The sequence below is a fragment of the Polaromonas sp. genome, from assembly GCF_010365105.1.
Taxonomy (GTDB): Bacteria; Pseudomonadota; Gammaproteobacteria; order Burkholderiales; family Burkholderiaceae_C; genus Polaromonas.
This window is the reverse complement of sequence record NZ_JAAFGZ010000024.1, coordinates 22,484-48,276: the sequence shown is the minus strand read 5'-3', so window position 1 is coordinate 48,276 and position 25,793 is coordinate 22,484. Positions and strand designations below refer to the sequence as shown.

The following is a 25,793-nucleotide window of genomic DNA, read 5'->3' as shown; positions in this document are numbered from 1 at the left end:
CCCGCCGCAAACAGCGCCGGCACCGAAGCGCCGGGCACCAGCACCGAATAAATGATGAAGGCCACCGACGGCGGAATTAAAATGTCTGTTGCCGCCGCCGCACCCACCACGCTGGCCGAGAACGCTGCCGGGTAGCCGGCGCGGTTCATCGCCGCAATCATCACGCCGCCCACAGCCGCCGCACAGGCCGGGCCGGAGCCCGAAATACCGCCCAAAAACATCGCCACGGCAATCGCCACCAGCGGCAGCATGCCGGGGCCACGCCCGACGATGGCGACGGCGAAATTCACCAGCCGCAATGCCACGCCCGAGCGGTCAAAAATCGAGCCGACCAGCACGAACATCGGAATCGCCAGCAGCGGGTATTTGCCCAGGCCGGCGTAGAAGTTTTGCGGCACGGCCAGCAGGCCGAACCATTGCGAGTCGCCATTGGCCAGCGCAATCGCCGTGGCACCGGCCAGGCCGAGCGCGGCGCCAATCGGCACGCCGACCAGCATCATGGCGATGAACGCCAGAAACAGCAGCGTGACGATCATGCGCGTCGCCCCCGGCGGATGAACAGGCCGACAGCGCGCAGCGCGATGCCCAGCGAAATGATGGGCAGCCAGATCGAATACCACCACTGCGGAATCCCGATGCCCGGCGAGGTTTCGCCAAAGCGGTAGTCGTCCCACACCAGACGAATGCTGAGCACGCCGATGAGCGCAAACAGCAGCGCGACCAGCACCGCGCCCAGACGTGAAAGCTTCTTGCGCCGCGCCATCGAGCCGTTTTCCGAGAAGTATTCGATGCGGATATGCCGGTCCCGCGCGACAGCGGCCGAACTGCCGACCAGCGCCAGCACGATCATCAGGAACACCGAGAACTCCTCGGTCCAGGCAAACGACTGGTTGGTGAAATAGCGGGTGATGACATTGGCAAAGGTGATCAGCGCCAGCGCGCCCATGACGAGGACGGTCAGCCAGTCCTCGATCTTGAGTGGCACCCGGGTCGGCTCGTCGATGTCATCAAGGGGTGGAATGGCTTCAGGCGCAGGGCCAGCGTGGGGAGGGGAAGACATGAAAGGGAGGCCTGGATTGCAAGAGTTGAAACAGCCGGGATTATCCTGCAGCCGGTCTGCATCGTAACGGTGCGGCGGCGCTTGGCGCATCGGGAGTTTCCTTGAGCCGGTGCGACAATTCGGCGCATGACTTCAGCCACCCTCACTCCTGCCACCCAGCTCACGATTACCCGGCCCGACGACTGGCACCTGCATGTGCGCGACGGCGAAGCCCTGCACACCGTGGTGCCGCACACGGCCGCGCAGTTCGGCCGCGCCATCATCATGCCCAACCTGCGCCCGCCGGTGACCACCGCCGTGCAGGCGCTGGCCTACAAGGCGCGCATCCAGGCCGCCGTGCCGCCAGGCGTGGCTTTCGAGCCGCTGATGACGCTGTACCTGACCGACAACCTGCCGCCCGACGAGATCAAGCGCGCCAAGGAGGCCGGCGTGGTCGCCGCCAAGCTTTATCCCGCCGGCGCCACGACCAACAGCGACGCCGGCGTGACCGACCTGCGCAAGACCTACCAGACGCTCGAAGCGATGCAGCGCGAAGGCCTGCTGCTGCTGGTGCATGGCGAAGTGACCTCGCCCGACATCGACCTGTTCGACCGCGAGGCGGTGTTCATCGACACGCAATTGATCCCGCTGCGGCGCGATTTCCCCGAACTGAAGATCGTGTTCGAGCACATCACGACGAAGGAAGCTGCGCAGTATGTGGCGCAGGCCGACCGTTTTCTGGGCGCCACGCTGACAGCGCACCACCTGCTGTACAACCGCAACGCGATCTTCACCGGCGGCATCCGCCCGCATTACTACTGCCTGCCGGTGCTGAAGCGCGAAACGCACCGCGTTGCGCTGGTCGAGGCGGCCACGTCGGGCAATGCGCGCTTTTTCCTCGGCACCGACAGCGCGCCGCATCCGGCGCACCTGAAAGAGCATGCAACGGGTTGTGCCGGCTGCTACACCGCGCATGCCGCGATGGAGTTGTACGCCGAGGCGTTTGATGCCGCCGGTGCGCTGGACCAGCTTGAAGCCTTCGCCAGCTTCAACGGCGCCGACTTTTACGGACTGCCGCGCAACGTGGGCACCATCACCTTGACCAGGGAAAGCTGGACGCCGCCCGAGAGCTTTGCCTTTGGCGAAGCGGAACTCAAGCCGCTGCGCTCAGGGGAAAGCCTGCCCTGGAAACTGCTTGCGGCATGAGCGACTCGTCCGGAGCGAACAGTGTCCGGCAAGCGGCGCTGCTGATTGACGCGGACAATTTTTCCGACCCTCAAGCCATCGACGCGGCCTGGGCTGAGTTCAAGGCCTATGCGGGCCGGGTCAGCGTGTGCCGCGCTTATGGTGCCGGGCCGCGTCTGGAGTGGCTGCGGTCGGTGTGGCGTTATCTGGGTACGCGCACCTTTCCCAATTTGCCACTGGAGAAAAACACCACCGATACCGCACTGATTGCCGATGCTGTCGCGCTGCATTTTCAGCAAGGCGTGCGGCTCTTTGCCATTGCCTCGGGCGACGCCGACTTTGCCCCACTGGCCGTGCGCCTGCGCGAATGGGGCTGCGAGGTATGGTGCTTTTCGATGGAAGGCATCGTGTTTCGGGATGCCGAAACTTATTACGACCGCGTGAGGTGCTTTCCGGCCCCGGTGTTTGCCCCAGCGCACATTACGCCGGCGCCACTGCAGCCCATGATGCCTTCGGCGTTGGATAGCAACGCTGATGCCGCCGTCGGTGCGAGCATTCCTATCGCAGCACCGACAGAGTACCGGGCCGCTACCGCGTCCTTGAGCACGCCCCCGATGTTCGATGCCGAGCTGCCTGATGAGGTGCAGCGCATCCTGAAGGTGTTGCCCGGCCTGCGCGAGGGCCCGCAGCACTTGTGCCATGTCGTGCCGGTGCTGCAGCAGCACGGTTTTTTCGACAAAAGAATCACCAGGTCGACGGTGTTTCTTGCCCGGCATGCGGCTTATTTCGAGCTGCGCCCTGCGCACAAGCCGACGCTGCTGATCTTTCAGCAACCATCCGCTTCGCCAGCGCCAGCGCCAGCGCCAGCGCCAACGCCAACGCCAACGCCAAAATGCGTTCCGCTGCCAGCACAACACCTGCTGTCGGTGTCCTTGCCGGTCTACCAGCCGCGTGTTATTCAGACCGTCATCACGCGACGCGAGGTGCATGCATTGCGCGCTGTGCTGGCTGCCGTGGCGCAACTAAAGGTATCGGTGGCCGACATCCTGCTGGCTGTTCCAGAACTGCTTCAGCGCCAGTCCTGCGCTGTCTCCATCGTGTCTGCGCGCCTGCGGCAAACCGGGCTGATCCGGCCTAGCGCTTCCGGCTTGTGGCTGCTGCAGCGCTATCCGCAATCGTTCCGAATCCGCAAAGGCTCGCCGGCCGATGCGGTGCAATATCTTGGCTGAGTCCGGTGGGTTTGCGCTGGCGCCCAAGTCAGTAGCGGAACTGGCTGCCATTGACTGGCAGCCCGCCTGGCTCGACGGCTGGCGCGACAGCGGGCTGTTTGTCCAGCAACAAGTGCTGTCGGGCGTATCCGTGGCGCTGGCCCTTAATACGGAGGGTCAGGCGCCGGTTCGCTTTGTCTGTCAATCCGACTTGCCGCCCGGCATGGCTTACGAGCAGTTTATTTTTGAGCGCGGCATGGTGCCCACCCGCGATAACCTGCACGATTTTTTCAACGGCTTGTGCTGGATGCGCTTTCCCGAAACCAAGAAACGGCTGAACCAGTTGCAGGCCGCTGAAATTGCCGTTGCCGGCGTGAATCCATTACGCGGCCCGGTACGCGATGCGCTGACCGTGTTCGATGAAAACGCCGCCTTCCTGCTGGCGCCGCCGCTGCTCTGGCAGGCGCTGGAGGCGCGCGACTGGCAGCGGCTGTTCGTCACGCTGCGCCCGCTCTGGAAAGAGGCGCAACTGGTGCTGTTCGGCCATGCGCTGCTGGAAAAGCTGGTTTATGCACGAAAACCGATCACTGCGCACGTCTACCAAGCACAACCAGCTATTGATTCGATAGCGAAACTCGATGCCTGGGTTGCCGGGGATTTGAGCGCCGCCAGGCTTGCCGTCAAGCCGTTCACGCCTTTGCCGGTGCTCGGCGTGCCCGGCTGGTGGCCCGGCAACGAGGATTTTTCCTTTTATGATGACGCGTCGGTTTTTCGCCCGCCCAGCCAGCAAAAAGAATCAGAAAAAGCCGGGTCTCTGGCCCGCCATATTCCATACGAAAAAGCTTGATTTGGGCTGAAGCTCCCCCATTTCCTGCCGAGATATGCACAATCCGGGCGTGTGCCCGTGGTGCTTTTTTACCCCTGTTTTTATTCAACGCCTCCCGGAGAATCCATGAAACGCATCCTTCTGTTTATCCTGACCAATGTCGCCGTCGTGGCGGTGCTGGGCATCGTGGCGAGCCTGCTGGGCGTGAACCGCTTCCTGACGCCCAATGGCCTGAACCTGCCGATGCTGCTCGGCTTTGCGCTGGTCATCGGCTTTGGCGGCGCGATCATCTCGCTTTTGATCAGCAAGCCCGTCGCCAAGTGGAGCGCCGGTGTGCGCGTGATCAACGGCGCCGAAGGCCCCCAGAATGCTGATGAAGCCTGGATTGTCGAGACGGTGCGCAAGCTGGCTGAAAAAGCCCAGATCGGCATGCCCGAGGTCGGCATTTTTGAAGGCGCGCCCAATGCCTTTGCCACCGGCGCGTTCAAGAACTCGTCGCTGGTGGCCGTGACCACCGGGCTGCTGCAGGGCATGACGAAGGAAGAAATCGAGGCAGTGATCGCCCACGAAGTCGCCCACATCGCCAATGGCGACATGGTCACCATGACCTTGATCCAGGGCGTGATGAACACCTTCGTGGTGTTTTTGTCGCGCGTGATCGGCTACGCGGTGGACAGCTTTTTGCGCAAGGGCAGTGACAGCAACTCCGGCCCCGGCATTGGTTACTACGTCAGCACCATCGTGCTCGACATCGTGCTGGGCTTTGCCGCCGCCATCGTCGTGGCCTGGTTCTCGCGCCACCGCGAGTTCCGCGCCGATGCGGGCGCTGCGCAATTGATGGGCAGCAAGCAGCCGATGATGAATGCGCTGGCCCGCCTGGGCGGCATGCAGCCGGGCGAGTTGCCCAAGGCGGTCGAAGCCATGGGCATCACCGGCGGCATGGGCCAATTGTTTGCCACCCACCCACCGATTGAAGAGCGCATTGCCGCGCTGCAGAACGCGCAGGGCTGAGCGGGGTTTGTTCTGTCTTGAAGGCCGGCTGGATGCCGGCCTTTTTCATGGTGCCGTGCCGGCCTTCGCTGTCGATTCCCCGGGGGATGCTTCCGGCATGGTTTCGGCCTTGGCTTCGCCCTCAGTCTCAGTCTCAGTGTCAGTGTCAGTGTCAGCTTCTGCTTCTGCTTCTGCTGCCACAGGGACTTCCTGTGCCTTGGCAAGCGCCGCTGCCTGCGCCGCCTGATCGGCACGTGCCCATTCCACCGTGCGGCTCACCTCGTCCGGGTTCATGCCGTACATGTCTGAAAACTCGGCCACCGTCTTGCCGCTGGCTTCAAACATCCTGAGCAGCGCATCGCGCCTGGCGGCGTGTTCGGCCAGTTCGGCAAAGACATCGTCGAGCAATGACGTGGACACCTCGTCCTGCTGGCGAATGCACAGCAGGTACTCTTCCCGGCTCAGGCCGGACGCGTCAATCGCCTCGATCAGCTGCGCGCGCGCATAAGGCCGCAAGTCCTGGTTCGAGCGCGCCTGGCGCCTGCGGAATACTTCCATGATGGCGTGATGGACATGCTCGGGCGCCACGGGCTCGACCGGCTCGCCGTTCAGGTCATGGCGCGGCAAGCCGGAAGCCACGCTTTCCAGGTAGCGGGTGGAGCGCGCATGCAGGCCGAGCGCGACCTTCAGCTCGTCGCGCTTGAACTCGTCAGGGTGCAGCGCCAGCAGGTCCTGGAACACGCCGAGCTTGAGCGGCAGGAACTGCGCGCCAAACATCTTCGGGTACAGCGTGAACAGCTGCCGCAGCGCCGGATGCACTTCGCGCGGTGCGCGTGCCTGGGCTTGCGGCGGCTTGGCCTGCGGCCGGCCACGGCCGCCTTGACGGCCTTGGCCCTGGCCCTGGCCTTGGCCCTGGCGTGGTGGGGTGGCGGTTGTCGTTTCAGCGGGTGCAGGCGCTGAATCGGTTGCGACGGGTGTGAGTGGGGTTTCGGTCATGGATCGCTTGTGTCAGGTTGAGGTTTGAACGGCGCCTTGGCGTCGCTTTGGAAAAAGGTGCGCCGGGTATTTTTGGGCGTTGCGGTGTGAAACCGTGAGGGCGAAGTATCCCCTATCCGGTCCCTCAGGGGGTTCAGGCGAGGGCCAGCCGCGCACTTTCGGCGCTTTCCAGCATGCTGCGCGCCACGGCTTCGGCCACCTTGATGCCATCGACGCCGGCCGACAAAATGCCGCCGGCGTAGCTGGCGCCTTCCCCGGCCGGGTACAGGCCGCGAACGTTCAGGCTCTGCATGTCGTCGCCCCGGCTCATCTTGATGGGCGACGAGGTGCGCGTTTCCACGCCGGTCAGCACCGCGTCATGCAGGTCGAAGCCCTTGATCTTGCGGCCAAAGGCGGGGAAAGCCTCGCGCATGGCATCAATCGCATAGCCGGGCAGGGCAGACGACAGGTCGCCAATGGCCACGCCAGGCGTGTACGACGGCATGACGCTGCCCAGGCCGGTGGACGGCCGCCCGGCCACGAAGTCGCCGACCAGCTGGCCGGGCGCCTCGTAGTTGCTGCCACCCAGCACGTAGGCATGGGATTCGAGCTGGCGCTGCAGTTCGATGCCGGCCAGCGGGTTGCCGGGATAGTCGCGCGGGTCAATGCCCACGACGATGCCGGCGTTGGCATTGCGCTCGTTGCGCGAATACTGGCTCATGCCGTTGGTCACGACGCGTCCGGCTTCCGACGTGGCGGCCACCACGGTCCCGCCCGGGCACATGCAAAAGCTGTACACCGAGCGGCCGTTGCTGGCGTGGTGTACCAGTTTGTATTCGGCCGCGCCCAGCGAGGGGTCACCCGCATGGCGGCCCCAGCGGGCGCGGTCGATCAGGCCCTGCGGGTGCTCGACGCGAAAACCGATAGAAAAAGGCTTGGCCTCGACATACACGCCGCGCGCATGCAGCATCGCAAAGGTGTCGCGCGAACTGTGGCCCAGCGCCAGCACGACCTGGTCGGCGCGCAATTCGTGCGTCTTGCCGGTTGCCTGGTCGAGCACCGTGAGGCCGCGAATGTGCTGGTTGTCAGGGCCGCCCTCGATCAGCACGTCGGTCACGCGCTGCTGGAAGCGAATCTCGCCGCCCAGCGCAATGATCTGCTCACGCATGTTTTCCACCACCTTGACCAGCTTGAAGGTGCCGATGTGCGGATGCGCTTCGTAAAGAATGTCGGCGGGCGCGCCAGCCTTGACGAACTCGTTCATCACCTTGCGGCCCAGGTGGCGCGGGTCCTTGATCTGGCTGTAGAGCTTGCCGTCCGAGAAGGTGCCGGCGCCGCCTTCGCCGAACTGCACGTTGGATTCGGGGTTGAGCACATTCTTGCGCCACAGCCCCCAGGTGTCCTTGGTGCGCTCGCGCACGGTCTTGCCGCGCTCCAGCACGATGGGTTTGAAACCCATTTGCGCCAGCACCAGACCAGCGAACATGCCGCAGGGGCCGAAACCGACGACGACCGGGCGCAGTGGCAGGCTGGCGGGTGCGCTGCCCACCGGGTGGTAGGCCATGTCGGGCGTGGCAAAGATGTGCGGATTACCGGCATGTCGTGCCAGCAGCTCGGCTTCCAGCGCGGCATCGGCGAGTTCCACATCGACGATATAGACCTGCATGATCACGGCCTTGCGGGCGTCGAAGCTGCGCTTGAACACCGTGAAGCTCGCCAGGTTGGCGGGCGTGATCTGCAGGGTCTGGAGGAGGGCCTCTTGCAGCGCGTTGTCGGCGTGCGTGAGCGGGAGTTTGATTTCAGTCAGTCGCAGCATGGTTCGTCCGGTTCGTGGCTTGTGGTTATCAAGCAGAAGGGCGTGATGATAAAACGCTCCGGGTTCACCCCCTGATGCGGGACGCACCCGGCGCCAGGCGTTGGATCGTCTTCAGAAGGGGCGGTTTACCTATTTTTTAAAAAAAAGGCTGCTAGCGCACTATGCATGGGCACTAGCAGCTATGCTATTTATAGCAAATAGAGGATAGGTGTTGCCCGCAGCGGCTGCGCTTCAGACCGGGAAAAATCCTTCGACCGACAAATAGCGCTCGCCGGTGTCATAGTTGAAGCCCAGCACGCGCGAGCCGGCCGGCATTTCTGCCAGTTTCTGCGCAATCGCCGCCAGCGTCGCACCCGATGAAATGCCGACCAGCATGCCTTCCTCGCTGGCCGAGCGGCGCGCCATTTCGCGGGCCGGTTCGGCATCGACCTGGATCACGCCGTCAAGCAGGCTGACATCGAGGTTTTTCGGAATGAAGCCGGCGCCTATGCCCTGGATCGGATGCGGGGCGGGTGCGCCGCCCGAGATGACCGGCGAGGCGCTGGGCTCGACCGCAAACACTTTCAACTGCGGCCAGGCGGCTTTCAGCACCTGGGCGCAGCCGGTCAGGTGGCCGCCGGTGCCGACGCCGGTGATCAGCGCGTCGAGCCCGTCGGGAAAGTCGGCCAGGATTTCCTGCGCCGTGGTGCGCGCGTGAACCTCGATGTTGGCCGGATTTTCAAACTGCTGGGGCATCCAGCTGTTCGGCGTGGCCGCGATCAGCTCCTGGGCGCGGGCAATCGCCGCTTTCATGCCGCCAGCGCGTGGCGTCAGGTCAAAGCTGGCGCCATAGGCCAGCATCAGCCGGCGGCGCTCGACGCTCATGCTGTCGGGCATCACCAAAACCAGCTTGTAGCCCTTGACCGCTGCGACCATCGCCAGGCCAATGCCGGTGTTGCCCGAGGTCGGCTCGATGATCGTGCCGCCCGGCTGCAGGGCGCCGGACTTTTCAGCGGCCTCGACCATGGACAGCGCGATGCGGTCCTTGATGGAGCCGCCGGGGTTTGAGCGTTCGGACTTGATCCATACATTCGCATCCGGGCCAAACAGGCGGTTGATGCGGACGTGGGGTGTGTTGCCAATGGTGGCGAGGATGCTGTCGGCTTTCATGGAGGCTCCCTTTCGTTTTCGATGAACAAAAGCACATTGTGGCGCACTGCCATAATGCAGGGGTGAAGCCTGCCAGACCGCCGCTGGTGCAATTTCCGAAAGGAAGCACTGGAGGAACGTCCGGACTGCACAGGACAGCGTAGGAGGTAATACCTCTCCACCGTGAGGTGAGGATCAGAGCAACAGAGACGAGCCGATTCAGTTCGGGTGAAACGGGCAATCTCTACGCGCAGCAACACCAAATAGGCCAGCGTTGACGTGGTTCCGCGGAGCTGGCGGGTAGGTGGCACCGAGCCGGGCAGGTGACTCCCGGCCCAGATTAATGGCGGTCACACCGGGCAACCGAAAGGAAGCCCGGCGCACAGAATCCGGCTTATCGGCGGGCTTCACACTTTATTTTCAGCAGCAAAGCGCCGCCTTGCGCTCAGCGGCTGCCCAGCAGCGAGCGGCCCAGCGCGAACACCGAGTTGGGCGCCGTGGTGTAAACCGGCTTGGGCTTGGGCGCGCTAAACACGCCGCGCTTGGCCGGACGGGCTTCGATTTTTACACCCTTCGCGCGCTGCTCGCTGGCCAGGTGGCGCAGGCTGATCGACTGCATGTGCTCGACCATCTTGGCATTCAGTGCCGCCCACAATGCCTGCGTCATTCCCTCGCCCGAGCCTTGCTGCATTGCCAGGTCTGCATCTGCCTTGCCCGGCTTGTCGGCATGCGTTTCGACGGCGCCAATGATGTCGGCCACCGAAATGCTCTCGCTCGCGCGGCTCAGCGAGTAGCCGCCGCCCGGGCCACGGGTGCTTTCGACCAGTCCGCTGTGGCGCAGTTTGCTGAACAACTGCTCCAGATAAGACACTGAAATTCTGTGCCGCATGCCGATGTCGGCCAGCGAAACCGGACCGGCGTTGCCCTGAAGGGCAATGTCAATCATGGCGGTAACCGCGAAACGGCTTTTGGTGCTCAGGCGCATGGAAGTCTCCTTTAAACATCAAAAAAATGACGTGATGGCTTGCACTATAAAAAGCTTTTCACTTCGTGTAAATTCGTATTTAAAACGATTTCATTTCGAAAAATACGATCTATTCAATAGATTCGGCAACCAGCATTCCATTTTTCAGGGAAACCAGCGCATGAACTTCAAGCACCTTCATTACTTTTGGGTCACTGCCAAGGCCGGCGGCATCGTTCGTGCCGGCGAGCAGTTGCACACCACGCCGCAGACGCTGTCCGGGCAAATCAAGCTGCTGGAGGCCTGGCTGGGGCGCCAGCTGTTCCGCAAGAGCGGGCGCCAGCTGGAGTTGACCGACGAGGGACGGCTGGCGCTGGGCTATGCCGACCAGATATTTGCCCTGGGCGCTGAAATGGAAACCGCCCTGCGACAGGCCAGCGGCGGCCAGAAAACGCTGGACTTCCGGGTTGGCGTGGCCGACTCGGTGGCCAAGTCGGTGGTTTATCATTTGCTGGAGCCCGCGCTGGCCATGAAGCAGCCGGTGCGGCTGATCTGCAGTGAAGGCAAGTTTCCGGATTTGCTGGCCCAGCTGGCGCTGCATCGGCTGGACCTGGTGATGGCCGACGAGCCCATGTCGGGCCGCGTCAGCATCAAGGCCTTCAACCACCCGCTGGGCAGCACGCCCATGAGTTTTTTCTGCACGCCGGCGCTTAAAGGCACGCTCAAGGGTGATTTTCCGCAGTGCCTTAACAATGCGCCGATGCTGATCCTTGGCGTGTCTTCATCGGTCCGCAAGCAGTTCGACAGCTGGTGTACCAAGCACCAGATTCACCCCCGCATCATTGGCGAGTTTGACGACGGTGCGCTGATGAAGGCCTTTGGACGCGAGGGGCGCGGCATCTTCTTGTCGGCCAGCGTGCTCGAAGCCGAAACGCTGACGGAATATGGCGTGGAAGTGATCGGCCGCACCGACGAGATGGTGGAAGACTTTTTTGCCGTCACGGTTGACCGGCGCATCACCCATCCGTGCGTGGCCGCCATCACCGAGGCGGCACGCGGGCAGTTGCTGCGTGGCCTGGGGCGGCGTGACGCTTGAAGTCGTCACGTCGCGCGCCCTTGCTGAAAACCTGAAAGCGCCTCCGACCACAAGGGGCAAAGGCGCTTTCAGGCCAACCGGTGAAGGGCTATTTCGATGCGGCTGCAGCCGGTGCGGGCGAAGCGCCTGCAGGGGCGGCGCCGAAGTACTGGGCATAAATCTTGTTGTAGGTGCCGTCTTCCCGGATACCGGCCAGGCCCTTGTTGATTTTTTCCAGCAATTCGGCATTGCCTTTCTTGACCGCGATGCCGTACTGCTCGGAGGCAAAGCTGCTGTCGGCGATGGTCTTGAATTTTGAATCGGGATTGTTGTTCACATAGTGGACCACCACGCCGTTGTCGGCCACCACGGCATCGACGCCGCCGCTTTCCATTTCCTTCAGCGCCAGCGGCGTGGACTCGAAGCGCTTGATGTTCGCGCTGTCCTTGCCTTGCAGCTTGGTGATGACCTCGTCGCCGGTGGTGCCGTTCTGCACGCCGACCTTCAGTTTTTTCAGGTCATCGAACTTGGCGATTTTTGAATCGCTTTTGACGGCAATCAGTTGCTGCGCGTCGAAATAAGGCTCGGAAAAATCCAGCGTCTGTTTGCGCTCGGGCGTGATGGTGATGGCCGACACCAGAAAGTCGCGGTCGCCCTGGGCCACCGAATTGAAAATGCCCTCCCACGGCGTGTTCAGGAATTTGACTTCGATGCCGGCTTTTTGCGCAGCGGCTTTCACCACGTCGATGTCAAAACCGACGATCTCGCCCTTGTCGTTCTGCGACTCGAAAGGCGCGTAGGCGGCATCGGTGCCGACGACATAGACCTTGGCGGCAGCGGCCGGGGGCATTGCCGCAGGCGCGCTCGCAGACGGTGCTGCCGGTTCCTGCTTGCTGCAGGCTGCCAGTACCAGCCCGGCCAGCAGGACGCTGGAGGTTTTGAGAAAGTGTCGCGTCGTGATCGTTGGCATGGAGCATTCCGTAAAAGTTAATTGGCAGTCGCCCGGTCAGCCCGAACCCTCAAGCGGCAGAACGACTAAAGAAAAGTATAAGGCTCTGGCAGTAAGTAATTGTTGCGCCTGCGCTGGCTTCATGCCTTAAGCAACACGCTGCAGCGCCTCGATCCGCTCCACGTGCGCCTGCAGCGAGCGCAGCGCGATGGGCCACAGACGCGGGTTGGTGTCGTCGTAAGCCAGCGCCACCCAGTCATGCATGGTGCCTTCAGGCATGGCTTTCATGGCCGCCTCTACCTTGGCTTCGCGCTTCAGTCGATGCGCCCTGAGCTGGGCAATCGCCTGCGGTGCCTCGCCCAGCACATGACCGTGCGCTGGCAGGATGAAGTCGATCTCGTGCGCGTTGCAGGCGCGGGTGAGCTGGTCCAGCGAGTCGAGGTAGGCACTCATTTCGCCATCGGGCGGGTTGATGATGGTGGTGCTGCCGTTGAGGATGTGGTCGCCTGAGAACAGCAGGCCGTCTTCCACCAGCACCAGGCACACATGGTTGGCCGCATGGCCGGGGGTAAAAATGACCTTGAAAGTGTGGCTTTCCGCTTGATGAGTAAGCCTTAGCAGCTCCTGATTTAATAGCGGTCGGTCGGGTGCGAAATGGGAGTCAGCGCGTGCCGTGTCGGCTGAAGGCAGCCCCAGCACCGGCGGGCGATGGGCGCACAGCGCCTGCAGTGGCCGGGCGCCCGGTGAATGGTCGGGGTGCGAGTGCGTGCAGACGATGGCCTCGATGCGCCCGCCCGTCGCCGCGTACAGGCGGGCGATGTGCGCCGCATCGTCCGGCCCCGGATCGATCACCATGTAGCCGGTGTCGGCCGTGCCGACGATGTAGCTGTTGGTGCCCGGGCCGGTCATCATGCCGGGGTTGGGCGCGGTCAGGCGCATGACGTTTTTCAGCAGCGGCACCGGGCGCTCGCATTGCCAGTCGAGCGAATGCACGATCTGGCCGTCGGGCGATGTCAGCGCCAGCTCGCCATAGGGCGAGTCGTGCTCCATGTAGCGCGCATCCTGGCCGCCCAGCAGGCCGGCGCGCGGACACGAAATCCACAGCGGCTTTTCATGCGCGCAGGCGCTCAGCACCGACTCGACGCTGGCGTACTTCGCCAGGCGCTCCAGCGTGCGCAAGGTCGGAAAAATCATGAAGAAGGTGCCGGCCTCGTGCCGCGCAAGTGCATCGGCCGGGCGCACCCAGCTGGGCTCGAACTGCTCGGCCTCGTCGGCCACGGGCGTCTGGCCTGGCGGCATGCGGGCGACCAGGAAGGGCACGTCGAAGCGGCGCGGCAAATCGCGGTCGGTGACCCAGTGCGCCAGGGTAAAGACATCCTTGCCCGCCAGCATGAGGCTCAGCTTCCGGCACTGCGCGGCGAACGGCGCCTTGCGGTCCATGGCGGCAATGTCTTCGGTGGTGGCATGGCTGCCGTCGGCATGGCGCGCCAGCAGCACGCCGAGTTCCTCGAAACTTTCGCGGATGGCGGCGATGGCCTGGGTCAGCTGCAGGTCGGACTGGCCGGCCCGGCGCGTGGACTGTGCATGCGCTGCCGCGTCGGCCGCATCGATGCCGCCGCCGGGAAAAACGTAGGCCCCGGGCGCAAAGCTGGCCGTCATGGAGCGCCGCGTCATCAGCACTTCAATGCCTTGCGGCGTGTCGCGCAGCAGCAGCACGGTCGCGGCCGGGCGGGTGGGCGCTGGATCGCGCTGGGGGTAAAGGAGTTGTGTGGGTCGGACCATGGCGGATTATGGCTTTGGGGGCGCATTCCTGCTGCACGCCGATAGCCCCTTGCTGTCCTGGTCCGGCAATGAATCGGTTCATTGCCGGCTTGATCCGGGCAATCGCCTGCAAAAACCAGGCGTCTAGAGAGTTCTTGACGTCACGCAAACGTTGCAGGCGATTGCCTCATTTCTTCAGGGCGATGAACGACTTGGGTAAACCGAAAAATCTTTCCGTCACGATACGGGCGTCCTTGAACAGACATTGGAACATGTCACTGGTCACCAGATCGGCATGTTCCACCAGCATCACCGCATCTCCAACGGATTGCGCTGTTTCAAAATGCCCCAGCTTGAAATGTCTTACCAGCCATACCCGAAAGGGTGCTGGAAACCAGTGAAAAAACGGCGTCATGAAATGCGGCTCGATAGGGAACCAGTAGTTCGGGGTTTGCACAAAGTAAGCCTGCGAGACGCGCTCGAGTTCCTTGGTAAATTGAACCTTTCGTCGCCAGTCGCCGACATGTTCCAAAACGGAATTTGAATGGGCGATGTGAAATGCCCGGTCACCGAAACGTGCCAGATCACAGCCATCCGATTCCACAAACACAAAAGGCCCATGGTCCGGCGGTAACCGGCTTCCCGGAAGATTGACCACGGTAATCTTGACATTGTGTTCCGTCAGATAGCGCAATGGCACGATGCCCCAATACTGTTCCGATCCCCCGATATCTATGACGGATACCGCGCCATGCGCATTGAAAAATTCTTCAATCATCTCCAGCAAGGGGGCAATGCGTTTGGTCCTTAACTTTGATCCTACGGACTCCTGGCTGTCGTAGTTTGAAATCCGCTTGGCTAAAACGCTTGTAATGGACACGATGGATCCTTCGCGATTGCTTTTCCGACAGGAAGATAAAGGTTTTTATCTGGCCTGTGGAGCACTACTTCAGCGGCTGGATGCTAATAGGGTTTCATGGATGAATTGTTATAAATTTTGAATATTCCTGTAATCCACGTGTCAAAGAAAAAACCCGTGCCAGATACAGGTGACGTTGGTTAATAAGATGTAACTTTTTCAATTGCCTGCATGGACAGTGCGTTTATATAAATATTTATTTATTACATTTTTCAAGGCACTTCAAATAAAGGTACTCGGTAAAAATCCCGTCATTGATTTACCGAGTATTTGCCAGTTGTATAGCGTCGAAACCTGGGCTGGTTTCCTGGTTCATGTGCAAAAAAGCGTGTCAATGGCGCCTTCAACCATGAGAATAAAACTGAATTTTTCATGTCGTCTGGACCCGATGACCACGGCGGCTGCAAGTCCTGTTCCTCAACCCGACCTTTCGTCTTGATGCTGTCGGGGTGTTGCCAACCTGTTGGCGCGATGCCACGAAGCGCGTCTTGACGCTGCTGCCATGGACAGGGCGCACGGATAATCGCCTCCATGCGAATCCGATTTACCAAAATGCAGGGCGCGGGCAACGATTTCGTGATGCTCGACGAAACCCGTGGCCCACTGGGCTTGACCGCCGCCCACTACCGCTTCCTGGCCGACCGCCACTTTGGTGTCGGCGCCGACCAGATCCTGACGGTGCGGCCTTCGCCAGGCGAAGGCATCGACTTTGAATACGTGATCCACAACGCCGACGGCGGTGAGGTCGAGCAGTGTGGCAACGGCGCGCGCTGCTTCGTGCGCTTCGTTCGCGAGCAGGGCCTTACCACCCAGGACGCGGTGAAGGTCAAGACGCTGGGCGGCATCATCGAGCCGCGCATGCAGCCCGACGGCCGCGTCACGGTCAACATGGGGGCGCCGGTGTTTGAACTCGACCGCATCCCGTTCAACCCCGCCGGTTTGACGCCCGAAGCCGCCGGTTCATGGCAAAAATGGCCGCTTGCGCTTGATGGGCGAGCGCAGGCAGCTCCTGTTTTAGTAGCGGTTGTGTCAATGGGCAATCCGCACGCGGTGCAACTGGTGGACGACGTGGACAGCGCCCCGGTCGCGCAAACCGGCCCACTGGTCGAGCACCACGCGGCTTTCCCCAAGCGCGTGAACGCCGGCTTCATGCAGGTCGTACATCGCGCCCAGATTCGCCTGCGCGTTTACGAGCGCGGCGCCGGCGAGACGCTGGCTTGCGGCACCGGCGCCTGCGCGGCGGTGGTGGCCGGCATCCGGCTGGGGCTGCTCGACAGGCGCGTCGATGTGCTGACGCGCGGCGGCGCGCTGACGATTGAATGGACGGGCGCGCTTGATGCGCCTGTGATGATGACCGGTCCGGCGACGACCGTGTTTGAAGCCGAGATTGAGGTTCCCGATATGCTGTGACCTGCCGGCATCCTGCGTAAGGGTGACACTGCTTTTAAAAAAATGGAGACAACGCCGCCATGAATCCTGCCCTGAACACTGCCCTGCAGCCGCTTACCGAAGACGACATTGCCGACTTCCTGGCCAACCGGCCCGACTTTTTTGAGCGCCATGCCGAACTGCTGGCATCGGTGCAACTGTCCAGCGGCTACGGCAGCCGCGCCATCAGCCTGCCAGAACGCCAGGCCAGCTTGTTGCGGGAAAAGATCAAGGCGCTGGAAATGCGCGCGGCCGAGATGATCCGCCACAGCCAGGACAACCTGGTGATTGCCGGCAAGATGCAGTCCTGGACGCGCCTGCTGCTGCAGACTGCACAGGCGCGCGACCTGCCGGATGCCATCGTCGAGGGGCTGGTCGGCGAGTTCCAGATTCCGCAGGCTGCCATCAGGCTATGGGGCGTGGACGATGTCCATGCCGGCGAAGGCTTTGCGCTGCTTGTCAGCGACGATGTGAAATGTTTCGCGGCTTCGCTGAGCGCGCCGTATTGCGGCGTCAGCGCAGGTTTTGAGGCTGCCCGCTGGCTGCCGCACCCCGCACAGGCGCAGTCGCTGGCGCTGATTGCGCTGCGGTCCAGCCTTGAAGCCCCGGTGTCCGGTTTGCTGGTGCTGGCCTCGCCCGATGCCCAGCGTTTTCACAGCGGCATGGGTACCGAATTCCTCGAACGTCTCGGCGAACTGGCGGGCGCCGCGCTATCGCGCCTGCAGGCGCCGGTCGCCTTGCCATTCCCTGAACCCGCCGAAAACCTCGGGTGACGCGCTTGCCGCCCGCGCCGTGCGCCGTGCCTGAAGCGCCGGACCCGCTGGTCAGCCGCTACCTTGCTTACGTCCGGGTGGAAAAGCGGCTCGCCAGCCGCACCGTGGAGTTGTACACCGCCGACCTGCAAAAGTTGCAGGCCCAGGCGCACAAGGCCGGTGTGGCGCTGCTGGACGTGAAGCACACGCATTTGCGGCGCTGGGTGGCGCAAATGCATTCCGCCGGACGCAGCGGGCGCGGCATTGCGCTGATCCTGTCGGGCTGGCGCGGCTTTTACGCCTGGCTGGGCCGTGAAGGCCTGGTGCCCGGCAACCCGGTGCAGGACGTGCGCTCGCCCAAGGTCGCCAAGCCGCTGCCCAAGGCGCTGAGCGTCGATGAAGCGGTGCAGCTGGCCCGTTTTGAAGCCGACGCTGCTGGCGTTGACGCCTTCATGGAAGCGCGCGACCGCTGCATCACCGAACTGCTCTACGGCTGCGGCCTGCGCATTGGCGAGCTGGTGGGGCTCGATGCCCAGGCCAGCGGCCAGGCGCGCGGCTGGATCGACCGCGATGCCGGCGAGGCGCATGTGCTGGGCAAGGGCGAAAAGCGGCGCAGCGTGCCGGTGGGCAGCGCGGCGCTTGCGGCGCTGGCGGCCTGGCTGGCCATTCGTCAAGCCTCGGCAGTTTCTGGGGGGGAAGGCCGCGAGGCGCTGTTCATCAGCCAGCGCGGCACCCGCCTGACGCCCCAGCACATCCGCGTGCGCCTGAAGCAGCGCTCGCATCAGGCCGGTCTGGCCACACCGGTGCATCCGCACATGCTGCGCCATTCCTTTGCCAGTCATGTGCTGCAGTCCAGCGGCGATTTGCGCGCGGTGCAGGAACTGCTGGGGCACGCCAACATCACCACCACCCAGGTTTACACGCGGCTTGACTTCCAGCATCTGGCGAAAATCTACGACGCGGCGCACCCAAGGGCGATGTCGAACGGCGCGGGCGCAAAAGCAGACGCGCCGCCGGGTGAGGGCGCACACCGCAAAGCGCCCGGGCCGCCGCCCGAAAACGGCTGAAAACTCCCGCGCTCACGCTGCCGTCACCGGTTGCCCCGGCACAGCGGGCGGCGGGCGTTTTTCAGACGCGACAATACCGCCATGAACATTATTCGATTGAAAGACGGCAAGGAACGCTCCCTGCTGCGCCGCCATCCCTGGGTTTTTTCGGGTGCAATCGCCAGCGGCGACGGCGATTCCGGTGAAACCGTGCGCATTGAAAGCCACGCCGGCCAGTTCCTCGGCTGGGCTGCGTTCAGCCCGACGTCGAAGATTCGCGCCCGGGTCTGGAGCTTCAACGAAGCGCAGTCCATCGATGCTTCGTTTTTCATAGCGCGTATTGCCCAGGCCATCAGCGCAAGAGGCCTTTTTGACATCAAAAGCGACGGCCTGAGGCTGATTCATGGCGAATCCGACGGCCTGCCTGGGCTGGTGGTGGACCGTTACGGTGACACGCTGGTCGCGCAATTTTCCAGTTGCGGCACCGAGAAGTGGAAAAACGTGATCGTTGATGCGCTGCTGGCGCAAACCGGATTGACGCGACTGTATGAACGTTCGGATGCCAGCGTGCGCACGCTTGAAGGCCTGCCCGAAGCCACTGGTTGGCTCACCGGTTCCGGCGACACCGGTATCACCATCACCGAACACGACTGGAAACTGAGCCTGGACGTCGCCGAAGGCCACAAGACCGGTTTTTACCTCGACCAGCGCGACAGCCGCCAGAAGTTTGCCGCCTACGCGCGCCGGCTCGGGTTCAAGGATGTGCTGAACTGCTACTGCTACACCGGCGGCTTCACCGTGGCGGCGCTGGCCGGCGGTGCGCAGCATGTCACGTCGATCGACTCGTCCGGCCCGGCCATCGAGCGCGCCAAGGCCAATGTCGCGCTGAACGGCTTTGACGACAGCCGCACCACGATGCTGGATGCCGACGTGAACGCCATGCTGCGTCAGTACCTGAAAGACGGCCGGACCTTTGACGCCATCGTTCTTGACCCGCCCAAGTTCGCGCCAACCATCACGCATGCCGAGCGTGCCGCACGCGCTTACAAGGACATCAACCGGCTGGCGCTGTCGATCCTGGCGCCCGGCGGCGTGCTGTTCACCTACTCGTGTTCGGGCGGCATCAGCGCCGACCTGTTCCACAAGATCGTCGCGTCGGCTGGAACCGACGCGGGCGTCGACGCCTTCATCTGCGAGCGCATGGGCGGCGCGCCCGATCACCCGATGACGGTGGCCTTTCCGGAAGGCGAATACCTCAAGGGGCTGGTGCTGGTCAAACGGCCTTCAAACTAGCTTTTTGAGAGATAAATCAGCCTCTTGCGCATGATGGACGGGCATAGATAGCTATATAAATCATAGTGATTGCTCTTGCCTTTCCCTGCTTGCACTACCAGCCTGGCATACACCAGGGCCCTTCGGGGTCTTGAAGGCGGGGCTAAAGTCCTCACCTTGCTTGTTTCGCCTGACTTCCCTGGCTTTCAGGCCCTTGCGTATTTCTCACGTTCCCCGTTTTTTAGGTCACCACCATGAGCTTGATTCCCGTCACCATCCTCACCGGCTTTCTCGGCTCGGGCAAAACCACGCTCCTCAAGCGCATCCTGACCGAAGCCCACGGCCAGAAGATCGCCGTCATCGAGAACGAATTTGGCGAGGAAAACATCGACAACGAAATTCTGGTCAATGACACGCAGGAAAACATCATCCAGATGAACAACGGCTGCATCTGCTGCTCGATCCGCGAAGATTTGCGCGAAACGCTGCAACTGCTGGCCGCCAAGAAACGCAAGGGCCAGCTGGACTTTGACCGCGTGGTGATCGAGACCACCGGCCTGGCCGACCCCGGCCCGGTGGCGCAGACCTTTTTCATGGACGAGGAAATCGCCGAGCAGTATTTGCTCGACTCCATCCTGACGCTGGTCGATGCCAAGCACGCGCAAACCCAGCTCGACGACCGCCAGGAAGCGCGCCGCCAGATTGGTTTTGCCGACCAGATTTTCATCAGCAAGACCGACCTGGTGGCCGAGGATGAAGTCCAGGCGCTGATGCACCGCCTGACGCACATGAACCCGCGCGCGCCGCAAAAAGCCGTGCATTTTGGCGAGGTGGCGATTGCCGATGTGTTCGACCTGCGCGGCTTCAACCTCAACGCCAAGCTCGACATCGACCCGGATTTCCTCAAGGCCGAAGAGCCGCATGACCACGCCCATCACGACCATGAGCACGGCGAACATTGCGACCATCCGTCCCATGCGGCAGAGCAGGGCAGCCACCATCGCCATGACGACGACGTGAAAAGCTTCGTGTTCCGCTCCGACAAGCCTTTCAGCCCGGCCAAGCTGGAAGACTTTTTGGGCGCAGTGGTCAACATCTACGGACCGCGCATGCTGCGCTACAAGGGCGTGCTGAACATGGAAGGCACCGAGCGCAAGGTGATTTTCCAGGGCGTACACCAGCTCATGGGCAGCGACCTGGGGCCAGCCTGGCTTGAAGGCGAGAAGAAAACCAGCAAGATGGTGTTTATCGGCATCGACCTGCCGAAAGATATTTTCGTTCAGGGCCTGGAGCAGTGCCTGGTTTGAGGCAGACTGGCGGTTTGCAGACTCAACCTTGTCTTCAACCATGAAAACGCCCATGCCGCCCGTATTTTCCAGCCGTTTGCTGTCGAGTTTTCGGCGTCGTGCCGGCAAGCCGCTACAATCGCGCGCCGACCAAAATACCCCGGAATTCGAATCGGGAAGCCAGCCCCGGGAGAACCCGCTTACTTCAAGGGCTGAACGCCGCCTCAAGGCGGTTTCAGGGGGTGGATTGGCGCAGACACACCAGATTATCTGGCACAAGGTAGGGCTTGGCGGCCCCAGGGCGGCCAGGCAAAGAATCGTTCCGGGACATCACCCCGGACCGCTTCCCAGAGGAGAGACTCAGTGAATATCCCAGAAAAGAAAATCAAGACGCCTGCGCAGACCCCTGTCAAGCCGGTAGCCAAGGATGGCAAGACGAGCAAGACATCGCCTGTCGCGCCCGTGCGCATGGACTCCGCGCCGCTCAAGCCCGGGCGCAGAAGCTCGGCCCGCACCGCGATACAGACCCCCGCGCCGTCGCCGATGCTGCCCACACATGCGCCCGACGCCGCCAAGGCCAGCTATTCCACGATGACCGAACGCGTCATCGCGCCGCCGGTTCATGCGGCCGCTCCCAAGGATCCGCAATTGGCCAACAACTGGAAGACCAAGCCTGCCAACCAGCTGACGGACCCGGAAATCAAGGCCATGCCTGATTCCGAATACATGAACGAAACCCAGCTGGCCTTTTTCCGCCACCGGTTGTCGGTGCTCAAGCAGGAAATCCACAACAGCGCCGGCCAGACAACCGAACACCTGCGTGAAGATGCCGCCATCGTTCCCGACCCGGCAGACCGCGCGACGATTGAAGAAGAGCATGCGCTCGAACTGCGCACCCGAGACCGGGAGCGCAAGCTGCTCAAGAAAATCGAGCAATCGATTGCCCGCATCGATTCGGGCGACTATGGCTACTGCGACGAAACCGGCGAAGCCATCGGTGTTGGACGGCTGATTGCCCGCCCGACGGCCAACCTGTCGCTTGAGGCCCAACAGCGACGCGAGCTCAAGCAAAAAATGTTCGGCGACTGAACCTTCATTCCAACGCAACGCCCTGACTGAACAGCATGTCCAAAGACGATACCGCTTCCGGCTTGTTGTCCAAGCTGGTCAAGTTTGTCCGCAACCCTGGTACCAACTGGACCGAGCTGGACTCCATTGACGGCGACAAGGATGACGCAGTCACCAAGCAGCTGCTCAATGAAATGATCGAACGCAAGCGGCGTAACGACTTTGTGCGCAAGCGTGAGTTCGACATGCTGCGCAAATTGCAAAAGCTTGAGGTACTGGCGGGAAGTGCAGCCGATGCGGGCAGCCGGCCCTCATTTTTTCAGAGCAGCATCACGTCCAATGTTGATGACCGCGCCACAACCCTGAAAAAGATCGACGAAATCGAAGCGCAGATGTCCATGCAATGGTGGAAAACCAAGAACCAGACCGCTTCCGGCGCAGCTACCCAACCCGCATCCCTGTCGCTTCGGCATGACGAACCGGAGTCGCCCCCGGTACAGGACCCGCTGCCTGCTGCCTACCAGCCGACGATGCCTGCAATGGACTCGGTCCATCACGCCGATGAGCCCGTCCCAGGCTTCCTGCTCGACGATCTTCTGGGCGGGCTCCCCAAAACCCCCGCCGGGGTCGGGTTTCCAGACATTGACAAGTCCAATAACAGCAGCGCGTTGGGACTGCTGCCGTCGATAGGTTCGGCGTTGGCTTCAGACCTGGAGCGCGAATCCATCGTGCATGATGCCGAACTGGAAGAAGCCGCCATTTTGTTTGCCAATGGCGATGATGCGGGCGCTGAAGCCGGCCTGCTCGAGATTCTGCGGCCAGGCGCTTCGCACGCCGACCATGTCCATGCTTGGCTGGCATTGTTCGATTTGTACCGCGCCACCGGGGAACAGCGCAAGTTCGAAGCGGCCGCCCTTGAGTTTGCCGGGCATTTCAACCGCTCTGCGCCACAGTGGTTTTCGCTGCCGGAGATGGTCAAGGCGTTGGCCCAGCCCGGGGAAACGCCAAGCCACGAGCGCATGGTTGCAGACTGGATCTGTCCTTCGGTCTTGAGCGCGCAGTCCATGAGCGTACTCAACACCGCGCTTGCCCGGTCCCCGATGCCGTGGCGCCTTGACTGGAGCTACCTCAAGACCATCGAAGCTGCCGCGCTTGAGCCTTTGTACAAGGTTTTCAGCAACTGGGCGGGCCAACCTGTTCAGTTGCGCTTCCTTGGCGATGCGCAACTGCAAAAAGTGCTGCATGACGCCACACCTTCGGGTGAACGGGCTACCGAGTCCAAATGGTGGCTGCTGCGAATGGAAATGCTGAGGGTCATTCACCGTCCCGATGATTTCGAACTCACAGCGCTTGATTTTTGCGTGACTTACGAGGTGTCACCACCTTCATGGGAAGTCGCCCGGTGTGATTACAAGTCGCTCGACGACGAGGGCGATGCCATGGGTCGGGCAACGATCATCGGCGAGCCAACCACCGAAACCGTCTATTCAACCCTGATGGAATTTGACGCTGATTCCGAAGCCGATTTATTGTCCAGCATGTCCATTCGCTTCCTGACGGTAGATCTGTCAGGCCAGATTCAGGGCGATGCCGTGGGGGTTCTGGAAAGGCTGGACGCCAGTCTCACCGGGGCCAACAGAATGCAGATTTCCTGTGCAAAACTCATTCGGGTCGACTTTTCAGCAGCAGGCATGCTGCTCAACTGGGTGTCTGCCATGCGCGCTGAAAATCGCTTTGTCGAGTTTTCCGAGGTCAACCGGCTGATTGCAGCTTTTTTCAACGTCATCGGGATCGTAGAGTATGCCAAGGTCAGCCCCCGTAACGACTGATTCGATGGTGAATGCCCAGTCCGGACAACACGGCCCGCCAAGCTGTTCCGGTAGCAGGCTACCCCTGCAAATGCGGCCTTGATTTGACGGCAAGCTAAAATCAGCGTTTGACTGCTGGCCGGCTTTATTCCATTCAATAAAACTGTCCGGTCTCGACGCGCAATAGTCCTTCATGGGACTTGCCGAATTTTTATTTCATTTTCTGATCAATCCGGTAGGCCCTTGCCTGGGTTTGCTGTACTCAAGCAGTGTTTGCGGTTTCGTGCCTCATCCTGGACTGTTTGAGAAACGAGATTAACGCTTCGCACCCAAACCTGAATCCCGCCGGTTTTGCAGTTTTGTTGAAAACAAGATGCGTAAATTGTTTTTTATTTATTGCAAAATAAACATTTTGTGGTGATTTCAGGCGGTTTAAAAGTCTTTCTTTGAACCTGAATTCGGTCTTTTGCAGGCTGAAAGAAATCTGCCTGATTTTGCATCCCTGGATTAGCCTGCAAGCCTGTGCAGACTGGAAAAGAAATTTGTATGCTACGTTTTTGCTAGCTTTCTAACTTGAAGGCTCAAGGCTGACAGCCAGTTTTTACCAAAAAGCTGGTGATGCAGTCATCACTTCCTTGGCGTTGGACGGCCTGAAAAGGGCGAGTACGCAAACCATTCCCCTTTTGACGCTTCGTGAGCAGTTTCCTTACCTGCCCGCGGCTCTTAATGTTTAACCTTCAGTATCTGCTCCAAGTGGTTAATACAAAACATATTTAAATCGTTTGGAAACTTTCATTTAACCCTCTAAGTTATTGATTTCATTGAAATAATTTGTGTCAAATTCGGGGTTGGCGAGGTGATCCCTGATACAGTGGGAAAATGTGCAATTTGGTGGTGATAAGTGTCCTTAGAGGGTTTTAAAGGTGTTACAAGGTGCGTCATTTCTAGCTCTCGATGCCAAAGGACGGTTATCCGTGCCTGCGCGCCATCGGGAGTCGCTGGGCGCAGATTATTCCGGCCGCTTCACCCTTACCAAGCACCCTCATGGATGCCTCATGATTTTTCCCTTGAATGAGTGGGAAAATTTTCGCGAGCGCATCGCTTCGCTGCCCATGCAGGCGCAATGGTGGAAACGTATTTTTCTGGGCAATGCGATGGACGTCGACATGGATTCAACTGGCCGCATCCTGGTTTCGCCTGAACTGCGCAAGGCCGCTGGAATCAGCAAGGACACGGTACTGCTGGGCATGGGCAACTATTTCGAACTCTGGGACGCTACGACATATGCAGCCCAGGAAGCCGAGCAGATGAAGGGCGAGATGCCCGATGTATTTAAAGATTTTTCTTTCTGAAAGTAGATGGTGAAGGGCACATGGACACACCGCACCGTCCTGTTGAACGAAGCCATCACGGCGCTTCAGGTCAACCCGGACGGTCATTACATCGACGCGACGTTTGGTCGCGGCGGACATTCGCGCCTGCTGCTGTCGCAACTGTCACCACTCGGCCGCCTGACGGCGTTTGACAAGGACCTTGACGCGGTTGCCGAAGCGCAGTCCATCAATGACCCGCGTTTTTCCATCCGCCACCAGGGTTTCATGCACCTGGATCAGATGCCCGAGGCCAGCATCGCGGGCGTGTTGATGGACCTGGGCGTGAGCTCCCCCCAGATCGACAATCCGGAACGCGGTTTTTCCTTTCGCAATGAAGGTCCGCTGGACATGCGCATGGACACCACACGCGGTCAGAGCGTGGCCGAGTGGCTGCAGGACGCTTCGATTGAGTCCATGACCGAGGTCATCCGCGACTACGGCGAAGAGCGTTTTGCCGGACTGGTTGCCAGAGCAATTGATCGCTACAGGCAGGCATCCGGCCCGCTTTCCACAACTGCCGAACTGGCGGATGTGGTGGCCAGTGCTGTCAAGACCCGCGAACCGGGCAAGGATCCGGCAACGCGGACTTTCCAGGCGCTGCGGATTTTCATCAATGCCGAACTGGAAGAACTGGAGCAGGCGCTGAAGGCGTCGCTCAAGGTGCTGCAGCCCGGCGGGCGCCTGGTGGTGATCAGTTTTCATTCGCTTGAGGATCGCATCGTCAAGCAATTCATGGCGGCACACTCGCGCGAGGTCTATGACCGGCGCGCGCCGTTTGCTGCACCCAAGGTTATGCAACTCAAGGCGCTGGGGCGTACCAAACCCAGCGACGAGGAAGTCGCCGGCAATCCGCGCTCGCGCAGCGCCGTGATGCGCGTCGCCGAGCGCACCGGAGAAGCCGCATGACCCTTGTGTTCGCCGTCGG

23 protein-coding genes and 1 other RNA gene are annotated in these 25,793 nt (G+C 61.4%); 15 read left to right on the top strand and 9 right to left on the bottom strand.

Going from position 1 to position 25,793, the window contains the following annotated elements; all coding sequences use genetic code 11:
• Together GZ092_RS15130 and GZ092_RS15125 are read right to left on the bottom strand one after the other, a co-directional pair.
• A partial coding sequence (locus GZ092_RS15130) for a TRAP transporter large permease subunit (RefSeq protein ID WP_293637594.1) occupies nt 1-536 on the bottom strand: 536 nt, incomplete at its 3' end.
• On the bottom strand, nt 533-1,060 hold the full coding sequence (locus tag GZ092_RS15125) for a TRAP transporter small permease (protein WP_293637593.1): 528 nt from the start codon (nt 1,058-1,060) through the stop codon (nt 533-535). The genes GZ092_RS15125 and GZ092_RS15130, both read right to left, overlap by 4 nt.
• A 126-nt stretch (nt 1,061-1,186) precedes the next feature.
• Here GZ092_RS15125 and pyrC point away from each other — a divergent pair, with 126 nt between their 5' ends.
• From pyrC to htpX, 4 genes are all read left to right on the top strand, one after another.
• A complete protein-coding gene (gene pyrC, locus GZ092_RS15120; protein WP_293637592.1) occupies nt 1,187-2,245 on the top strand; it encodes a dihydroorotase in 1,059 nt (352 codons plus the stop codon).
• Nucleotides 2,242-3,453, top strand: coding sequence for an NYN domain-containing protein (locus GZ092_RS15115; RefSeq protein ID WP_293637590.1), 1,212 nt, complete (start codon nt 2,242-2,244; stop codon nt 3,451-3,453). Before pyrC ends, GZ092_RS15115 begins: the two co-directional genes overlap by 4 nt.
• Before the next feature lie 49 nt (nt 3,454-3,502).
• On the top strand, nt 3,503-4,279 hold the full coding sequence (locus GZ092_RS15110; protein ID WP_293637601.1) for a DUF3025 domain-containing protein: 777 nt from the start codon (nt 3,503-3,505) through the stop codon (nt 4,277-4,279).
• 105 nt (nt 4,280-4,384) lie between these two features.
• Complete coding sequence (htpX, locus tag GZ092_RS15105) at nt 4,385-5,269, top strand: protease HtpX (protein WP_293637588.1); 885 nt, start codon at nt 4,385-4,387, stop codon at nt 5,267-5,269.
• A 45-nt stretch (nt 5,270-5,314) separates the two neighbouring features.
• On the opposite strand, the gene GZ092_RS15100 is transcribed toward htpX, so the two are convergent.
• From GZ092_RS15100 to cysK, 3 genes are all read right to left on the bottom strand, one after another.
• The gene (locus tag GZ092_RS15100) at nt 5,315-6,244 is read right to left on the bottom strand and encodes a ProQ/FINO family protein (RefSeq protein ID WP_293637586.1); all 930 of its coding nucleotides are present in this window, start codon (nt 6,242-6,244) and stop codon (nt 5,315-5,317) included.
• Nucleotides 6,245-6,377: 133 nt separating this feature from the next.
• On the bottom strand, nt 6,378-8,039 hold the full coding sequence (locus GZ092_RS15095; protein ID WP_293637584.1) for an NAD(P)/FAD-dependent oxidoreductase: 1,662 nt from the start codon (nt 8,037-8,039) through the stop codon (nt 6,378-6,380).
• A gap of 231 nt (nt 8,040-8,270) precedes the next feature.
• Nucleotides 8,271-9,188, bottom strand: coding sequence for a cysteine synthase A (cysK, locus tag GZ092_RS15090; protein ID WP_293637583.1), 918 nt, complete (start codon nt 9,186-9,188; stop codon nt 8,271-8,273).
• A gap of 64 nt (nt 9,189-9,252) precedes the next feature.
• Between cysK and rnpB the strand changes: the two genes are divergently transcribed.
• An RNA gene (rnpB, locus tag GZ092_RS15085) (RNase P RNA component class A) lies at nt 9,253-9,580 on the top strand.
• Nucleotides 9,581-9,612: 32 nt separating this feature from the next.
• Here rnpB and GZ092_RS15080 read toward each other — a convergent pair.
• A complete protein-coding gene (locus tag GZ092_RS15080) occupies nt 9,613-10,152 on the bottom strand; it encodes an Rrf2 family transcriptional regulator (protein WP_293637582.1) in 540 nt (179 codons plus the stop codon).
• 160 nt (nt 10,153-10,312) lie between these two features.
• On the opposite strand from GZ092_RS15080, the gene nhaR reads away from it, so the two are divergent.
• Nucleotides 10,313-11,227 carry a transcriptional activator NhaR gene (gene nhaR / locus GZ092_RS15075; protein WP_293637581.1) on the top strand — a complete coding sequence of 305 codons (915 nt, stop codon included), beginning with the start codon at nt 10,313-10,315 and terminating at the stop codon, nt 11,225-11,227.
• A gap of 88 nt (nt 11,228-11,315) precedes the next feature.
• Here nhaR and GZ092_RS15070 read toward each other — a convergent pair whose 3' ends face one another.
• The 3 genes from GZ092_RS15070 to GZ092_RS15060 all read right to left on the bottom strand — a co-directional run bounded on the left by GZ092_RS15070 (nt 11,316) and on the right by GZ092_RS15060 (nt 14,796).
• A complete protein-coding gene (locus GZ092_RS15070; protein WP_293637580.1) occupies nt 11,316-12,176 on the bottom strand; it encodes a basic amino acid ABC transporter substrate-binding protein in 861 nt (286 codons plus the stop codon).
• 126 nt (nt 12,177-12,302) lie between these two features.
• Entirely contained in the window at nt 12,303-13,937 is a 1,635-nt protein-coding gene (locus GZ092_RS15065; protein WP_293637579.1) for an MBL fold metallo-hydrolase, read from the bottom strand.
• A gap of 166 nt (nt 13,938-14,103) precedes the next feature.
• Nucleotides 14,104-14,796: a hypothetical protein gene (locus GZ092_RS15060; protein ID WP_293637578.1), complete on the bottom strand. Its 693-nt coding sequence runs from the start codon at nt 14,794-14,796 to the stop codon at nt 14,104-14,106.
• A 570-nt stretch (nt 14,797-15,366) separates the two neighbouring features.
• Here GZ092_RS15060 and dapF point away from each other — a divergent pair.
• The 9 genes from dapF to rsmH all read left to right on the top strand — a co-directional run bounded on the left by dapF (nt 15,367) and on the right by rsmH (nt 25,774).
• A complete protein-coding gene (gene dapF / locus GZ092_RS15055; RefSeq protein WP_293637577.1) occupies nt 15,367-16,245 on the top strand; it encodes a diaminopimelate epimerase in 879 nt (292 codons plus the stop codon).
• 59 nt (nt 16,246-16,304) lie between these two features.
• Nucleotides 16,305-17,036 carry a DUF484 family protein gene (locus GZ092_RS15050; protein ID WP_293637576.1) on the top strand — a complete coding sequence of 244 codons (732 nt, stop codon included), beginning with the start codon at nt 16,305-16,307 and terminating at the stop codon, nt 17,034-17,036.
• On the top strand, nt 17,033-18,082 hold the full coding sequence (locus GZ092_RS15045; RefSeq protein ID WP_293637575.1) for a tyrosine-type recombinase/integrase: 1,050 nt from the start codon (nt 17,033-17,035) through the stop codon (nt 18,080-18,082). The genes GZ092_RS15050 and GZ092_RS15045 overlap by 4 nt, the downstream gene beginning before the upstream one ends.
• A gap of 81 nt (nt 18,083-18,163) precedes the next feature.
• On the top strand, nt 18,164-19,354 hold the full coding sequence (locus tag GZ092_RS15040; protein ID WP_293637573.1) for a class I SAM-dependent methyltransferase: 1,191 nt from the start codon (nt 18,164-18,166) through the stop codon (nt 19,352-19,354).
• 233 nt (nt 19,355-19,587) lie between these two features.
• Nucleotides 19,588-20,640 (top strand): GTP-binding protein, encoded by a 1,053-nt coding sequence (locus GZ092_RS15035; protein ID WP_293637571.1) that lies wholly within the window; start codon nt 19,588-19,590, stop codon nt 20,638-20,640.
• 342 nt (nt 20,641-20,982) lie between these two features.
• Complete coding sequence (gene dksA, locus GZ092_RS15030) at nt 20,983-21,708, top strand: RNA polymerase-binding protein DksA (RefSeq protein WP_363254546.1); 726 nt, start codon at nt 20,983-20,985, stop codon at nt 21,706-21,708.
• Between the two features lie 35 nt (nt 21,709-21,743).
• Nucleotides 21,744-23,516, top strand: coding sequence for an STAS domain-containing protein (locus GZ092_RS15025; RefSeq protein ID WP_293637569.1), 1,773 nt, complete (start codon nt 21,744-21,746; stop codon nt 23,514-23,516).
• Between the two features lie 902 nt (nt 23,517-24,418).
• Entirely contained in the window at nt 24,419-24,847 is a 429-nt protein-coding gene (gene mraZ, locus GZ092_RS15020; protein WP_293637567.1) for a division/cell wall cluster transcriptional repressor MraZ, read from the top strand.
• 6 nt (nt 24,848-24,853) lie between these two features.
• Nucleotides 24,854-25,774: a 16S rRNA (cytosine(1402)-N(4))-methyltransferase RsmH gene (gene rsmH / locus GZ092_RS15015; RefSeq protein ID WP_293637565.1), complete on the top strand. Its 921-nt coding sequence runs from the start codon at nt 24,854-24,856 to the stop codon at nt 25,772-25,774.
• Nucleotides 25,775-25,793 lie beyond the last annotated feature (19 nt).

Excerpts from the sequence above, each read along its gene's own strand:
- GZ092_RS15125 (WP_293637593.1), bottom strand. The coding sequence starts at position 1,060 with ATGTCTTCCCCTCCCCACGCTGGCCCTGCGCCTGAAGCCATTCCACCC.
- pyrC (WP_293637592.1), top strand. The coding sequence starts at position 1,187 with ATGACTTCAGCCACCCTCACTCCTGCCACCCAGCTCACGATTACCCGG.
- GZ092_RS15115 (WP_293637590.1), top strand. The coding sequence starts at position 2,242 with ATGAGCGACTCGTCCGGAGCGAACAGTGTCCGGCAAGCGGCGCTGCTG.
- htpX (WP_293637588.1), top strand. The coding sequence starts at position 4,385 with ATGAAACGCATCCTTCTGTTTATCCTGACCAATGTCGCCGTCGTGGCG.
- GZ092_RS15100 (WP_293637586.1), bottom strand. The coding sequence starts at position 6,244 with ATGACCGAAACCCCACTCACACCCGTCGCAACCGATTCAGCGCCTGCA.
- GZ092_RS15095 (WP_293637584.1), bottom strand. The coding sequence starts at position 8,039 with ATGCTGCGACTGACTGAAATCAAACTCCCGCTCACGCACGCCGACAAC.
- cysK (WP_293637583.1), bottom strand. The coding sequence starts at position 9,188 with ATGAAAGCCGACAGCATCCTCGCCACCATTGGCAACACACCCCACGTC.
- GZ092_RS15080 (WP_293637582.1), bottom strand. The coding sequence starts at position 10,152 with ATGCGCCTGAGCACCAAAAGCCGTTTCGCGGTTACCGCCATGATTGAC.
- nhaR (WP_293637581.1), top strand. The coding sequence starts at position 10,313 with ATGAACTTCAAGCACCTTCATTACTTTTGGGTCACTGCCAAGGCCGGC.
- GZ092_RS15070 (WP_293637580.1), bottom strand. The coding sequence starts at position 12,176 with ATGCCAACGATCACGACGCGACACTTTCTCAAAACCTCCAGCGTCCTG.
- GZ092_RS15065 (WP_293637579.1), bottom strand. The coding sequence starts at position 13,937 with ATGGTCCGACCCACACAACTCCTTTACCCCCAGCGCGATCCAGCGCCC.
- dapF (WP_293637577.1), top strand. The coding sequence starts at position 15,367 with ATGCGAATCCGATTTACCAAAATGCAGGGCGCGGGCAACGATTTCGTG.
- GZ092_RS15050 (WP_293637576.1), top strand. The coding sequence starts at position 16,305 with ATGAATCCTGCCCTGAACACTGCCCTGCAGCCGCTTACCGAAGACGAC.
- GZ092_RS15040 (WP_293637573.1), top strand. The coding sequence starts at position 18,164 with ATGAACATTATTCGATTGAAAGACGGCAAGGAACGCTCCCTGCTGCGC.
- GZ092_RS15035 (WP_293637571.1), top strand. The coding sequence starts at position 19,588 with ATGAGCTTGATTCCCGTCACCATCCTCACCGGCTTTCTCGGCTCGGGC.
- GZ092_RS15025 (WP_293637569.1), top strand. The coding sequence starts at position 21,744 with ATGTCCAAAGACGATACCGCTTCCGGCTTGTTGTCCAAGCTGGTCAAG.
- rsmH (WP_293637565.1), top strand. The coding sequence starts at position 24,854 with ATGGTGAAGGGCACATGGACACACCGCACCGTCCTGTTGAACGAAGCC.